We start from the raw sequence: 14942 nt of genomic DNA on the forward strand, positions 1-14942 counted from the left end.
TGTAAAGGAGTGGTCTTTGTGAATAAGAAAACCATAGAGGATATAGATGTAAGAGGTAAACGCGTGCTTGTCCGCGTTGACTTCAACGTTCCAATGGATGAAAACGGCAACATCACCGACGATACGCGTATAAGGGCCGCTCTTCCCACCATACAGTATTTACTTAAAAACAATGCCAAAGTAATACTTATGTCACACTTGGGAAGGCCGAAAGGGGAAGGGTTTGACCCCAAATACAGCCTGGCACCCGTTGCTAAGCACTTGAGCAAGCTGCTGGGTCAGGAAGTCATTATGGCAAAAGACGTCATAGGGGAGAGCGCAAGAAATGCTGTTGCCAACATGAAGGAAGGGCAGGTTGTCCTTCTTGAGAATGTTCGCTTCCACAAGGAAGAGACCAAGAACGACCCAGAGTTTGCCAAGGCTTTGGCCCAGTTGGGGGATATATATGTCAACGATGCCTTTGGCAGCGCTCACAGGGCTCATGCTTCCACTGAAGGGGTTGCCCATTACTTGCCGGCTGTGGCGGGTTACCTGATACAGAAAGAGCTGGAGGTCATGGGCAAGGCCCTGGAGAATCCCGACAGGCCTTTTGTGGCTATTCTGGGGGGTGCCAAGGTATCTGACAAGATAGGGGTAATTGAGAACCTCATCAACAAGGTGGATGTCCTCCTTATAGGCGGGGGTATGGCTTATACCTTCCTTAAGGCCAAGGGCTATGAGGTGGGCAATTCCTTAGTAGAAGAGGACAAAATCGAGCTGGCAAAGCAGCTTATGGAGAAGGCAAAGGAGAAGGGCGTAAAGCTTCTACTGCCTGTGGACAACGTGGTGGCCCAGGAGTTCAAGGCCGATGCACCGCACAAGGTGGTGGACAGCGATAAGATAGAACCCGGTTGGATGGGTTTGGATATAGGGCCTAGGACCAGGGAACTGTTTGGTGAGGAGATCAAGAAGGCCAAGACCGTCGTTTGGAACGGGCCAATGGGGGTATTTGAGATGCCCGCCTTTGCCGAGGGGACCAAGGCCGTAGCTAAGTATGTAAGCGAATGCGGTGGTACCACCATCATTGGTGGCGGCGACTCGGCCGCCGCTGTTGAGCAGCTGGGATTTGCCGATAAGATGACGCATATTTCCACAGGTGGTGGCGCTTCTCTGGAGTTCCTGGAGGGCAAGGTACTACCGGGAATTGCGGCCCTTAACGATAGATGAGATTGAGAACAAAAAATTGCTTTCTACAAATTAAAACAGGTATTGACATGTCGATAAATGTTATGTTAAATAGATAAATGTTGTGTTGAATTAAGAAGTAATTTTATTAAGGTAGTGTGAGGTTGCCAACATTGCCCCCTAAATTTTATATAGATTACCCAACCAATGGCTGCCCGGGGTTTTCCCGGGCAGGTAGGTTGGGATGTGATGTAAGGAGAGTTGAGTATGAGGAAACCTATCATAGCAGGAAACTGGAAGATGCACAAAACGCCGTCCGAGACGGTGTCTCTCATAAATGAATTGAAACCTTTGGTGAAGGATGCACAGGTTGAAGTGGTTGTGTGTCCTCCTTTTGTTTGTTTACCGGCTGCGAAGGATGCTTTGGTAGGCTCCAACATCAAGCTGGGCGCCCAGAATATGCACTGGGAAGAGCAGGGAGCATTTACAGGAGAAGTAGCTCCCGGTATGCTCAAAGAGGTAGGCGTGGAGTATGTCATAATCGGCCATTCCGAGAGAAGGCAGTACTTTGGCGAGACAGATGAAATGGTAAACAAAAAGGTGCTGTCGGCTGTGGTTCATAATTTTATCCCCATCATATGTGTTGGCGAGACCTTGGAGCAGCGCGAGCAGGGGATTACCGAGGAAGTGGTGGACAGGCAGACGCGCGCTGCGCTGAAAGGGTTAAGTCCTGATGTGGCCGATAGAGTGGTCATCGCCTATGAGCCTATATGGGCTATAGGTACGGGCAGGACGGCTTCCAGCAATGACGCAAATGAGGTAATAGGCTATATACGCAAGGTTGTGGAAGAGGTATTGGGCAGCCAGGCGGCTCAGCAGATGAGAATACTGTACGGCGGAAGCGTGAAGCCAGAAAACGCCGCTGAGCTCATGAGCATGCCTGAGATTGACGGCGCACTGGTGGGCGGGGCCAGCTTGAAAGCGCAGGACTTTGCTAAAATCGTGAAATACTAGGAGGAAGATATGCAGAAGGATTTGACCGTCCTCATCATAATGGATGGGTTTGGGTTGAGCGATCGCAAGGAAGGTAATGCGGTCTATCAAGCCAGGACTCCCAATTTGGATAGGTACTGGAATGAGTACCCGCATGTAGCTATAGGGGCAAGCGGCCTTGATGTAGGGCTTCCTGCAGGGCAAATGGGGAATTCTGAGGTGGGACATTTAAATATTGGTGCTGGGAGAATAGTATATCAGGAGCTTACCCGTATCAGTAAGGCCATAGAGGATGGCAGCTTTTTTAATAACAGGGCGCTTTTGACTGCGATAGAGAATGTCAAAAAGCACGGTACAAAGCTGCATTTGATGGGCCTTGTTTCGGATGGAGGAGTTCACAGCCATATTGAACACCTGTACGCACTGGTAGAGCTGGCAAAGAAAAGTGGTCTCCCGCAGGTTTACATACACTGCTTCACCGATGGAAGGGATGTTCCGCCTACAAGCGGAAAGTCATATATCGAGGCCCTTGAGCGAAAGCTTGATGAATATAAGTTTGGCAAAATCGCCACTGTAATGGGGCGTTATTATGCGATGGATAGGGATAAGAGATGGGATCGCACGCAAAAGGCTTATGATGCGCTGGTTTTGGGTATAGGGGAGTTTGCATCCTCAGGCGTGGAGGCCATGGAGCAGTCATACAGGGCGGATGTAACCGATGAGTTTGTGCGCCCCACAGTGGTGCTGGAGAATGGTAAGCCGGTTACTACAATTGGGCCCAACGATTCGATTATATTCTTCAACTTCCGGCCCGATAGGGCAAGGCAGCTTACCCGTGCTTTTATTCAGCCAGAATTCAATGAGTTTCCGCGGGCCAAAGGCTATTTCCCTGTATGCTTTGTGTCCATGACCCAGTATGATGAGACATTTACCAACATCCATGTAGCCTATGAGCCCCAGGTTCTTACCAACACCTTTGGCGAGTATATAAGTAAGTTGGGTAAAAAACAGCTTAGGATTGCCGAGACCGAGAAGTACGCACACGTGACGTTTTTCTTTAACGGCGGCGTGGAGTACCCCAACGAGAACGAAGACAGGGTACTCATACCGTCACCCAAGGTTGCAACTTACGATTTGAAGCCCTCCATGAGCGCATTTGAAGTGACCGATGAGGTTGAGAGGAGGATCGCTTCAGGGGAATACGACGTGATTATTTTAAATTACGCTAACTGTGACATGGTGGGGCACACTGGCGTCATGGAAGCGGCAATTGAGGCGGTTGAAACGGTGGATAAATGCGTGGGGCGAGTGGTAGAGGCCGTTCGAGCAAGGGGTGGCAAGGTGATCGTGACGGCTGACCACGGCAACGCTGAACAGATGATAGATTATGAGACCGGTGAGCCGCATACCGCTCATACTTCAAACCCCGTTCCCTTTATATTGATAGATGACACACGGAAGGATGTGACCTTGAGGGAAGGGGGACGACTTGCAGATATCATACCCACCATGCTCGAATTGATGGGGATTGAGAAACCTAAGGAGATGACAGGAGAGAGCCTGATTTTAAAGAAGTGAACACAATGGCGATTATTTAGCTGCGTCTTTAGAAGAAATCTACATCTTTTACAATGTTATAACAAGCTGGAGATGAATTGCGGCAGATAATGGAATCACTCACCTTACAAATAGGAGGGTAAGAACTACCCCAACTCAAGCCTGTCGAAAGGCGGAGGAGCCTTGTTGAAGCGCGAAGCTCCTACTTCTATAAGTAGGAGTAGTTGACATAAGCTTGTAATGAAAGGAGAGTAGAGCCGTGACGACTATTGTTGATGTAATAGGGCGAGAGATTCTGGATTCAAGGGGTAACCCTACTGTAGAAGTGGAGGTGTATCTGGAGGGGGGAGCGGTAGGTAGGGCTGCTGTTCCTTCGGGCGCTTCTACAGGTGCATTTGAAGCCGTCGAGTTAAGGGATGGCGACAAAAAGAGGTACATGGGCAAAGGTGTACAAAAAGCTGTAGAAAACGTAAACAACGTGATTGCCGAGGAAATCATCGGATTGGATGCGTTGGATCAAGTGGGAATCGACAAGCTGTTGATAGAGCTTGATGGCACGCCTAACAAGAGTAAGCTGGGTGCTAACGCTATACTGGGCGTATCTCTGGCGGTTGCAAAAGCCGCTGCAGAGCAAGTAGGTTTGCCACTTTATAGGTACATAGGCGGTGCGAATGCAAAAGTCCTGCCGGTACCCATGATGAACATACTGAACGGCGGCAAGCACGCCGACAACACCGTAGACATTCAAGAATTTATGATCATGCCGGTAGGAGCAACCAGCTTCAAAGAGGCATTGCGCATGTGTTCCGAAGTGTTCCATAACTTGAAAGCTGTGCTCAATAAGAAGGGCTACAGCACCGCAGTGGGCGATGAGGGCGGTTTCGCTCCAAACTTGAAGACCAATGAGGAGGCTATCGAGGTCATCCTTGAGGCCGTTGAAAAGGCAGGCTATAAGCCGGGTGACGACATACGCCTCGCCATCGACGCTGCCGCCACCGAGCTTTACAATGAAGAAGATGGAAAGTATCACTTCCCCGGAGAAGGCGTTGTAAGGACGGCAGCCGAACTGGTAGATTACTATGTTAATCTCGTTGACAAGTATCCGATCATATCGCTGGAGGACGGCGTAGCTGAGGAAGACTGGGATGGCTGGAAGCTGCTCACCAAGAAATTGGGCAGCAGGATACAGCTGGTGGGGGATGACCTGTTTGTAACTAATACCCAAAGGCTGGCAAAGGGTATCGAGATGGGAGTTGCAAACTCAATTCTCATTAAAGTAAATCAGATTGGCACTTTGACAGAGACACTGGATGCCATACAGATGGCAAACCGCGCAGGGTATACAGCGGTTGTATCTCATCGTTCTGGTGAGACTGAGGATACCACCATCTCAGATCTGGTGGTAGCAGTAAATGCCGGCCAGATCAAGACGGGCGCTCCATCCCGTACCGACCGCGTTGCAAAGTACAACCAGTTGCTCCGCATAGAAGAGCAATTAGGCGATGTGGCGCAGTATCCTGGCCTCAATGCCTGGTTCAATCTGAAGAATAAATAAGGCGATATCCCCCCCACTTACAAAGTGGGGGGATTTATTTTATGCTCCAGCCCAATAATGTTGCAGCCAAAATCATCAGAAGGTGAGTTGCTGGCCACTGAAAATTTTGCCTTGATTTTATCAGAAAGGTATGGTACAATAAGTCCGTCATCTGTAGGAAGGAGGAGTTCCTTTGGCCGTTGTGAAGAATATACTTACTGGATTGCTTGTATTGGTAGAAATCTTTCTGATAGGTGTTGTGCTGCTTCAGTCAGGCAGGAAAGCCGGATTGTCGGGAGCTATTGCAGGGGGTGCCGAGACGTTTTTCGGTAAGAACAAGGCTAGGAGTTTTGAGGGGAAGCTCCAGCGGTGGACTAAGGTATCGGCTGTGTTGTTTATAGTGATTGCGCTGGTTCTGGTCATTCTGGAATAGTAGAAGTGGCTGTGGACACCATTTTGATGAATGTGAGAATGTGAAAGAGGGTAATAATGGAGCGATAATTTAGGGAAAATGAGGAACTAAAAGGGTTATTAACCCTCTATTTAAGTTATTATAAGGTAAAGACGTCATTAATAAACAGTAAATAGATGAGCTGGATTATATATTGGATCACGATATAAAGGTAGATGGCAAAAACGACCCAGTGGTCGTTTTTTTCTGTTATATAAGGCTGCAATTCGTTTTCACCATGGCATTGCAGGCACACTGAACGCACAATTATATTTATTTGGGAGGTAGTAAGGATGACAAGGGAAGAAGCGCTTAAGATGGTAAACGAAAACGTCAAAAATGCCAACTTGGTAAAGCACATGTTGGCCACCGAAGCGGTCATGCGCGCTCTGGCCAGGAGGCTGGGTGAGGACGAGGAAAAATGGGGAGTGGTAGGCCTTATCCATGACGTCGACTATGAAAAGACTGCCGACGCTCCGTCGCAGCACGGGCTTATAGGTGCTCAGATGCTTCTTGAGGCAGGAATGGGAGAGGAAGAGGTAAACGCCGTCAAGGCCCACAATGAGGCTACGGGTTTTCAACGTGTGACCAAGCTTGACAAGGCATTGTATGCTGCCGACCCTGTAACCGGACTGATAGTGGCTGCTGCGCTGGTTAAGCCTAGCAAAAAGCTGGCAGACGTGGATACAGAGTTTGTGTTAAAAAAGTTCAAGGAAAAATCATTTGCTCGGGGCGCTTCGAGAGAGCAAATCATGAGCTGTCAGGAGCTAGGGCTTTCTTTGGAAGAGTTCATTAGCCTGGCAATTGACGCCATGCGGGCGATAGGCGGCGATCTGGGGCTGTGATTGCGGCTATAGCTCAAATTGCTTGGAGGTTGTAACTTGTTTAGAATGTTTTCTGTTTGTGATGGGGTAAAAAGGGTTAAACTATATGAAAAAGCTATGAAAATACGTACAGCGTTTTTACACTGCGTAATGCTTTGAGCAAAATTGTAAGCTAAGTGTTAGGTAAACTAACACAGATGAAGTGGAGGAAGGAAGGCTTGAAGATAAAGGAAAAGATACTCGAGATTTTAGATGAAGACAAAAGACCGCCAATGTACATCGAGCAGCTAATGGAGGTCCTTGGCATTTCGCCCGGAGAAAAGAGGATGCTCCAGTCCATACTGAATGAGATGGTCAAGGATGGGCAGATCATCCAGACAAAGAAAAAGAAGTATGCCCTGCCCGAGAAGCTGGGGTATATAATAGGCAGGATCCAGGGCAATCCGAGGGGATATGGATTTTTGATCCCAGATGACCCTGCAGAGGAGGACGTGTATATATCGGCCGAGAACATGAACGGCGCCATGCACAATGACAGGGTGATAGTGCGCCTTTTGTCCAACGTGTATGGCTATCCGTCCCGTGAGGGCGAGGTGTACAAGGTACTTGAGCGTGCCAACAAGACTATAGTCGGCACCTTTGAGGCCAACGGCAAGGGCCATCATGGGTTTGTAGTGCCCGACGATCCACGGATTGGCATGGACGTATTTGTTCCTTCAATAGACGGCGTTGATGTCAGAACGGGCTACAAGGTAGTGGTGGAGGTCTACAAATGGCCCGAACAAAGGAGAAATCCGGTAGGCAGAATCATCGAGGTTCTGGGCCACAAGGATGATGCTGGGGTTGATGTGCTGTCCATCATACGGCAGTATAAGTTGCCGGAAAAATTCCCTGCCGAGGTTGAGGCTGCTGCCGCTGAAGTCAGCCAGACGGTGCGGGAAGAGGACATGGTGGGACGCCAGGATTTCAGGCACTTACGGACATTTACCATCGACGGCGCCGATGCAAAGGACTTTGACGATGCGGTTTCCCTGGAAATAATGGACAACGGGCACTTCCTTTTGGGCGTGCACATAGCCGATGTAAGCCATTACGTGAAGGAAGGGTCACCCATAGATAGGGAAGCATATTTACGGGGCACCAGCGTGTATCTAGTGGACAGGGTGATACCAATGCTGCCGCCTGAGCTGTCCAACGGCATATGCAGCTTAAATCCTAACGAGGACCGCCTTGCCATTTCGGTCATGATGGAGATTAACGAGGAAGGTAAAGTTGTGGATTACCAGATATACGAGAGCGTCATCCGCAGCAAGATGCGCATGATATACGAAGAGGTAAACAGGGTGTTGGAAGACAATGACCAGGAGCTTTTGCCCAAGTACGCCGAATTCTTGGAGGATTTGAGGAACATGCAGCGCCTGAGCGAAATACTTCACAGACGGAGGATGAGAAGGGGCAGCATAGACTTTGACCTCAACGAGGCCAAGATAACCTTAAACGAAGAAGGTAAGGTGGTTGATGTTAGGCTGTATACCCGCGGCGTCAGCGAGCGCATGATAGAGGAGTTCATGCTGATATGCAACGAGACCATAGCGCAGCATGTATTCTGGAGGAACGTACCTTTCATGTACCGCATACACGAGGACCCCGACATTGAAAAGATGCTGGAGTTCAACGAGTTCATACACAACTTCGGGTATCACCTGAAGGGCATCGGTGGGAGGATACATCCCAAGACGCTGCAGCAGCTGCTGGAGAAGATCCGCGGGACCCGGGAAGAAGCTATAATAAATACCGTCATGCTCAGGTCGCTTCAAAAGGCCAGGTACAGCCCCGACAACACGGGCCATTTTGGCCTGGCGGCAGAGCATTATTGCCACTTTACCTCGCCCATCAGGAGGTATCCTGACCTGGTGGACCACAGGATAATAAAGGATATGCTGCACAACAGATTGGATTCGGATAGAATAGCCAGGCTTGAAAGCATTCTGCCCGAGATGGCTGAGCACTGCTCGGAGCGCGAGATCGTTGCTGATGAAGTGGAGCGCGAGGTTGACGATTTGAAGAAAGCCGAGTTCATGCTCGATAAGATCGGCATGGAGTATGACGGAATCATATCGGGTGTCACCAATTACGGCATATATGTGGAACTGGACAATACCGTTGAGGGCTTGGTGCACATCAGCACGATGGACGATGACTATTACGTCTACGATGAAAAGCACTATTGCCTGATCGGCCAGCGGACAGGCAGGATATACCGACTCGGAGACGCTGTCAGGATAAGAGTTGTTGGAGTGGACCTAGCATCGAGAAATATCGACTTTGTGCTGGTGGAGCAGTAAAAACAGCCCCGTCCCCTTATTGACATGTTATTTGATGTGTGGTATACTTGGATTGCAATTGAACAGGAGGTAGCAGTGAGATGAACCCTATTTGTGCTGCTTGATCAGTTCAAGTAGGGTTATTTTGTCGATAGTAGGTGTTTATTGAATGGCAGATGAGGGTATAAAGATAATAGCGCAGAATAAGAAGGCAAGGCACGACTACTTCATTGAGGAAACTTACGAAGCAGGGATTGTGCTTGCGGGTACTGAAGTCAAGTCGGTACGCCAGGGTAATGTAAACATAAAAGACAGCTATGCTGTCATCAAAGATGGAGAAGTTTTCCTCTATAACATGCACATAAGCCCTTACGAAAAGGGAAATATATTTAACCGTGACCCTTTGAGGACACGCAAGCTGCTTCTTCACCGCAGGGAAATTAACAAGCTGACGGGTTATGTGCAGCAAAAGGGCTATACCCTGGTTCCACTTAAGGTTTATTTAAAGAGGGGATGGGTGAAGATAGAGCTGGCGGTGGCCAAAGGTAAAAAGAGTTACGATAAGCGCCAGAGCATTGCCAAGCGCGATGCTCAAAGGGAAATAGAAAGGGCCTTCCGCCAGCGCCAGAAGATGTAGCGTGCTTAAAAATGCACCTAATGGTGCATTCATATAGACAAGATATAACGTGGGGGCGTACTGGGTTTCGACGGGGATAGTTGAGGCGAAAGAAGCGAGCCGCGGACTCCGGGACCGCGTCAACAACCTGGAGAAAAAATAAGTGCAGACGATGCACAATTAGCCTTAGCTGCGTAAGGAAGCAGCTAACGTCCACCCTGTAGTGCCCACGCTACAGGTGCTGGGCGCCGACTCAGTGGGGAACGAACCTGCCTTTGCTTCGGGGCAGGCCGGACTTCAATGAAGCTACCGACACCGGGATCCTGTCAGTGGGAGCCCGGTGAAGGGAATGCCAAAACACTGACTGCGCTCGGAGATGCTTTCGCCGAAGCATCTTCGGACAGGGGTTCGATTCCCCTCGCCTCCACCATAAAGATAAGGGCTGCTGATGGGGTAACCTAAGGTGCAGCCCTTTTTATATTATCATGCGATTCTGAGGCAAAATTGACAGTAAGCGAAAAATTGCATATATTATAAGCGTTGCTTTATAAAATGAACGTTCTGCAAATGAAGTTTTTACGGCAAATTCAATTTTTCAAAGCTGTTTTAAAAATATATTTTTATATTTTTGGTCTATGGGCAAAAAGCATTGCTTGTTTTTGCATTATCACGTTTCTTTAGCGATTGCACAAATATTCTTGTCCTTTGCTTTTAATTCGTGTTAATAGATCCACTCCCTAGCATTTATTTCCCTCTAATTTTTTGTAAGAGATTAATCAAAAGGATAATTCGCCAGGGGGTGGGTCAATTCCTTTTCATTACTCCTGGGTCAATTATACACCGACGGTGACAAGATACCATGGAATTATTAAAAAATTTACTCCTCACAGCTGTAGCTGAAAATGTTTTGTTGATATTGGGCAGAAAATGTAATATAATCTAATGCGTATTAGTGCATATTGAATGAACGGACCTGAAGGGTAAACCGTTCATTTTCAATGTTGTGGATTGATTTTTATAATTGTGAGGAGATTGAGAAATGGAAAAAAGAGAGAGATTTGCTTCCCGTTTAGGTTTTATTTTGATCTCTGCGGGGTGTGCGATTGGATTGGGTGATGTTTGGCGTTTCCCTTATATCACAGGGCAATATGGCGGAGGAATATTTGTTCTAGTCTATCTGATATTCATTTTTTTGCTTGGTTTGCCTGTCATCACAATGGAGCTTGCAGTAGGACGTGCTAGTCAAAAAAGTATTGCTACTTCATTTAACGTTCTGGAGAAAAAAGGCCAAAAATGGCATTGGATGGGTTATGCTGGTGTAGCCGGGAATTACATACTTATGATGTTTTATACCACCATCGCAGGCTGGATGCTGGCTTATTTCTACAAGTTTATGGTAGGCCAATTTGAGGGGCTTGATACTCAGCAGATTGGTCAAGTGTTTACAGATTTTATAGCAAATCCGGTAGAAATGACTATATGGATGGTTATAACAACCGTGATTTGTTTTGGGATATGTTCACTTGGTTTGCAAGAGGGAGTCGAAAAGGTTACCAAGGTCATGATGGTATTGCTGCTGGCTATCATCGTGGTACTTGCGGTTAAATCCATGACGCTTCCAAATGCAAGCGAAGGTTTAAGGTTCTATCTAATGCCCGATGTTAATCGTATAAAAGAATATGGTATCTGGGAAGTAGTATTTGCAGCTATGAGCCAGGCGTTTTTTACCTTGAGCATAGGAATTGGTTCTCTGGCCATATTTGGAAGCTACATTGAGAAAGAACGCAGCCTTCTTGGCGAGTCCATTCATATCGCCATGCTGGACACTGCAGTTTCGCTAATTGCAGGGCTTATTATTTTCCCGGCCTGCTTTGCTTTTAATGTTGACCCAGGTCAAGGCCCAGGTCTTGTGTTTGTAACGCTGCCCAATATTTTTAATTCAATGGCCGGTGGGAGAATCTGGGGTTCACTATTTTTTATCTTTATGTCATTTGCTGCGTATTCTACGGTTATTGCCGTGTTTGAAAACATTATTTCCTTTGGAGTCGATCTCTGGGGCTGGAGCCGAAAGAAAGCATCTATAATTAATATGTTTTTAATTATTGTACTTTCCATGCCGTGTGTTTTAGGCTTCAATGTTCTCAGCTGGATTCAGCCTTTAGGAGAGGGTACCGGTATACTGGACCTTGAGGATTTTATACTTAGCTATAATCTGCTTCCTTTGGGTTCACTGGTTTACGTGCTTTTCTGCGTTACCCGCTACGGATGGGGATTTGACAATTACCTAAAGGAAGTCAATACAGGTGAGGGCCTGAAAATGCCCCGTATGCTAAAAGGATATTTAACCTGGATATTGCCTGCTATTATCATAGTGGTACTTATTCAGGGATATATTAATGTGTTCGGCAAGTAAAAAGGTAATAGCTTTGGACGTATCAAAAAATTTCTGTGGATATCGTGGTAAATGATAGTGATGTCGACCCATTAATTCGGGCGATTATAGCCAGTGCGAGAACCGGTAGCGAAATGGGCGAAGGTAAAATCTTTGTCTATGATGTGGAACGTGTCATTCGCATTCGTACTGGCGAGGAGGGCAAAGATGCCATTTAAGTACCTCGTGTAATAAAAAAGTCGGGCATAAGAAAGCTATGCCCGACTCATTTATTTATATGCATTTATATGGAGGCTGGGCATTCATTCATCCGCCTTTCTATGTTTTTGATCTCTGGCAATGGTATACCTTTTATCGCTTTACCTTTAGGTATAAATCGCTCATTATATTGTTTTATCTTTCATTGCTGGCTCTCTCCTATGACGAATAAGAATGAGCAAAGCATGCTTCACCCTTATGTTTCTCCAAAATATCTGACAATTCACTAAGCTTTAAACTATTGTCAGCCATTCCCATGCCTTTTCTTAAGTTTTACAAAGGAGGAGGCAGGAAGTACAATCACAAATAATACTCAATTGTTTCAGCTGGTTTGAGATTGAACTCCGTAAATACTTTGTCCTTGATTTTAAGAAAATCAAGGCTTGTTCTGTCTCTTTTTCTTGGCAATGGTACTTCAATAATGGTTTTAACCCTTCCGGGAGAGGGTGTCATGATGACGATTCTATCGGCTAGAAAGACAGCTTCTTCAATATCATGTGTTACAAATATAATTGTCTTTTTCTTTTCCTGCCATATCCTCTCTATTTCATCCTGCATGTGCATACGGGTCATGGCATCCAATGCCCCAAAAGGTTCATCCATGAGCAAAATCTTGGGTTCAACTGCTAAGGCCCTTGCCAGCGCAACTCTCTGCTGCATTCCTCCAGACAGCTGTGGCGGATGATGCATTTTGTAATCCGATAACCCCACGAGCTTAATATATTCCTCCGCTATTTGACGGCGCTCTTTTCTTTTCAGTTTTTTAGCTTCGAGGCCAAGTTCCACATTTTTTATTACATTTCTCCACGGCAGTAATCCATAATTTTGAAATATAACTATGCGATCAATAGAGGGCTGTGTAACGGTATCTCCGTCTATCTTGATGGTGCCGGTAGACGGTGTATCAAATCCCGCTATCAGGTTTAGAAGGGTGGATTTTCCACAACCGCTGGGGCCAAGAAGGCATATAAATTCCCCTTCTTTTATATACAAGTCAACTTTATCAAGCACTGTCAAGGTGCTTTTATCTTTCAACGTAAAAGCTTTTGATACTTTCTCGATAGAAATGTACATATTAGTTACCTCCTCCCCTCTGAAACTCCCCATTGCCTTTCGATATAGCCTTCCAGGAGTTTTATCAGCCGATCCAAAACGAGCCCTGATATGCCAATAAAAATTATGCCTGCCAAAACCAGATCCGATCTTAAGGAATTCCTTGAATCTATTATCAGGTATCCTAAGCCGGATTGCGCTCCTACCATTTCTCCAGCAACCAGGAAAACCCACGCTGTACCCAGCGCTATGTGCAGCCCGTTGGCAATCATTGGGAAGGCGGCGGGAAGTATGATTTTAAAAAGCAAGTGTGGCTGCCGGATGCCAAAATTGTTTGCAACATTCAAATAAACAGGATCTACCTTTCTAACTCCGGAAACGGTGGAAAGAAGGGTAGGGAAGAACCCGGCAATGAAAATGATAATGATTGCAGGAACATCGCCTATACCAAACCAAAGAACGATAAAAGGAAACCAGGCAATGGGAGACACAGGTCTTAATAATTGCACAACGGGCTCTACGAATTCCCATACTTTTTTATTGTAGCCTAAGACAAGTCCAAGGCTGATTCCTGTAATTATAGCCATAGCATATCCCGTTATAAATCTTGACAGGCTGACTTTAAAGTGGGTAATAAGGGTCCCGTCTTTTACCAGTTCTCCCATTCCTTCTAGCACTTTTACAGGGGAGGGAAGGAGGGATGGTTCATATCTTCCTGTAAGCACTATCAGCTCCCATATTCCAACGAATAAAGCCAAACTTGAGATAACTTTTAAAACTTTTACTATTTTCCCCATAACAGCATCACTTCGCATTATCTATTAGTGTATTGTCTACAAAATCACTGTATCGAGGAGGATTTTCTATAAGCCTCATTTCAACAAGGTATTTTGAAAGGTCATTGTAATCCTTTTCCTCAAGTTTTAAATTTTTATAAGAAATCCATTTGAGCGATAGCTCAAGAACGCGTGAGTCGGTTCTTAAGTATTTTGTTAGGATATCCAATGTAGCGCGGTCTTTTGAATCTGCTTTATGGGCTGCATTTACATACTCCTGTACAAATTTTTCTGCGATAGATCTATTGTTTTGAATGAAATCATTTCTCAGCACAAGAGCGCAGCAAACGGAATTCCCCCACAGGTTTTGAGAGTCAAACAATACCTTTCCTTTACCGTTGGCAACCGACACAGCTCCAAAGGGTTCTGCAACTGAATAGCCGTATATCCTTCCTTCCGACAGAGCTGCGGGCATTTCTGGCGGGGAGAGTTCTATTACGTTTATGTCATTGTATGAAAGCCCATTGTTCTTTAGCATAATATACAGCAAAATATTGTGGGTAGAAAGCCGATGGGGAATTGCAAATGTCTTCCCTTTTAATTGGGCAACGCTGCTTATATCTTTTGATGTCACAACAACGTTTCCGTCTCTGTGGCCTAAAGCAACGGCTTTTAAGTCAATTCCCTGTTCTCGGGCTTTCATTGCAAGCTGAATCAATATGGAGGCGCCATCCACTTTACCCGCATTTAAAGCTTCTATAACCTCAGGCCATGAGCTAAACTTAACGAGTTCAAGCTTTATATCCTGTGGGTTTTGTTTTAATAGTTCATTTTCTATATACAGCGGGACTGCATGCGTAATTGGAATATATGCTATCTTTATCGTTTTTGTCTCTGCCTGTGTATTTGTCTCATATGTTGATTTGCAGCCCGCCAGGTTGAGTATCAAAAGCGCTAATATAAGGATAAAGGTGATTGGAATAAATTTTTCTTTCATTAA

Annotated in this window: 12 protein-coding genes, 1 other RNA gene and 1 pseudogene; 11 read left to right on the forward strand and 3 right to left on the reverse strand. The window is 46.2% G+C overall.

What is annotated here, in order from left to right; translation table 11 throughout:
- Positions 1-9: 9 nt before the first annotated feature.
- The 11 genes and pseudogenes from JOD02_RS07550 to JOD02_RS07600 form a co-directional block, all read left to right on the forward strand.
- Positions 10-1206 carry a phosphoglycerate kinase gene (locus JOD02_RS07550; RefSeq protein WP_341534557.1) on the forward strand — a complete coding sequence of 399 codons (1197 nt, stop codon included), beginning with the start codon at positions 10-12 and terminating at the stop codon, positions 1204-1206.
- Positions 1207-1431: 225 nt separating this feature from the next.
- Complete coding sequence (gene tpiA, locus JOD02_RS07555; RefSeq protein ID WP_204488361.1) at positions 1432-2178, forward strand: triose-phosphate isomerase; 747 nt, start codon at positions 1432-1434, stop codon at positions 2176-2178.
- 9 nt (positions 2179-2187) lie between these two features.
- Positions 2188-3735: a 2,3-bisphosphoglycerate-independent phosphoglycerate mutase gene (gene gpmI / locus JOD02_RS07560; RefSeq protein ID WP_204488363.1), complete on the forward strand. Its 1548-nt coding sequence runs from the start codon at positions 2188-2190 to the stop codon at positions 3733-3735.
- 238 nt (positions 3736-3973) lie between these two features.
- Positions 3974-5269 (forward strand): phosphopyruvate hydratase, encoded by a 1296-nt coding sequence (eno, locus tag JOD02_RS07565; protein WP_204488365.1) that lies wholly within the window; start codon positions 3974-3976, stop codon positions 5267-5269.
- A gap of 172 nt (positions 5270-5441) precedes the next feature.
- Entirely contained in the window at positions 5442-5681 is a 240-nt protein-coding gene (gene secG, locus JOD02_RS07570) for a preprotein translocase subunit SecG (protein ID WP_204488367.1), read from the forward strand.
- A 311-nt stretch (positions 5682-5992) separates the two neighbouring features.
- The gene (locus tag JOD02_RS07575) at positions 5993-6544 is read left to right on the forward strand and encodes an HDIG domain-containing metalloprotein (protein WP_204488369.1); all 552 of its coding nucleotides are present in this window, start codon (positions 5993-5995) and stop codon (positions 6542-6544) included.
- A gap of 197 nt (positions 6545-6741) precedes the next feature.
- Positions 6742-8868 carry a ribonuclease R gene (gene rnr, locus JOD02_RS07580; protein WP_204488371.1) on the forward strand — a complete coding sequence of 709 codons (2127 nt, stop codon included), beginning with the start codon at positions 6742-6744 and terminating at the stop codon, positions 8866-8868.
- Between the two features lie 148 nt (positions 8869-9016).
- Entirely contained in the window at positions 9017-9484 is a 468-nt protein-coding gene (gene smpB, locus JOD02_RS07585) for an SsrA-binding protein SmpB (protein WP_204488373.1), read from the forward strand.
- A gap of 51 nt (positions 9485-9535) precedes the next feature.
- Positions 9536-9893: a transfer-messenger RNA gene (gene ssrA / locus JOD02_RS07590) on the forward strand.
- Between the two features lie 609 nt (positions 9894-10502).
- A complete protein-coding gene (locus JOD02_RS07595; protein ID WP_204488375.1) occupies positions 10503-11876 on the forward strand; it encodes a sodium-dependent transporter in 1374 nt (457 codons plus the stop codon).
- A 26-nt stretch (positions 11877-11902) separates the two neighbouring features.
- Positions 11903-12073, forward strand: a pseudogene (locus JOD02_RS07600) (P-II family nitrogen regulator); the annotation flags it as partial.
- Between the two features lie 340 nt (positions 12074-12413).
- On the opposite strand, the gene JOD02_RS07605 reads toward JOD02_RS07600, so the two are convergent.
- The 3 genes from JOD02_RS07605 to JOD02_RS07615 are packed head-to-tail and all read right to left on the reverse strand — an operon-like array spanning position 12414 to position 14939.
- The gene (locus JOD02_RS07605; RefSeq protein ID WP_204488378.1) at positions 12414-13187 is read right to left on the reverse strand and encodes an ABC transporter ATP-binding protein; all 774 of its coding nucleotides are present in this window, start codon (positions 13185-13187) and stop codon (positions 12414-12416) included.
- Between the two features lie 5 nt (positions 13188-13192).
- A complete protein-coding gene (locus tag JOD02_RS07610) occupies positions 13193-13963 on the reverse strand; it encodes an ABC transporter permease (RefSeq protein ID WP_204488381.1) in 771 nt (256 codons plus the stop codon).
- Between the two features lie 7 nt (positions 13964-13970).
- Positions 13971-14939 (reverse strand): ABC transporter substrate-binding protein, encoded by a 969-nt coding sequence (locus JOD02_RS07615; RefSeq protein ID WP_204488383.1) that lies wholly within the window; start codon positions 14937-14939, stop codon positions 13971-13973.
- Positions 14940-14942 lie beyond the last annotated feature (3 nt).

Source organism: Caldicoprobacter guelmensis (assembly GCF_016908415.1).
In the GTDB taxonomy this organism is placed as follows: domain Bacteria; phylum Bacillota; class Clostridia; order Caldicoprobacterales; family Caldicoprobacteraceae; genus Caldicoprobacter; species Caldicoprobacter guelmensis.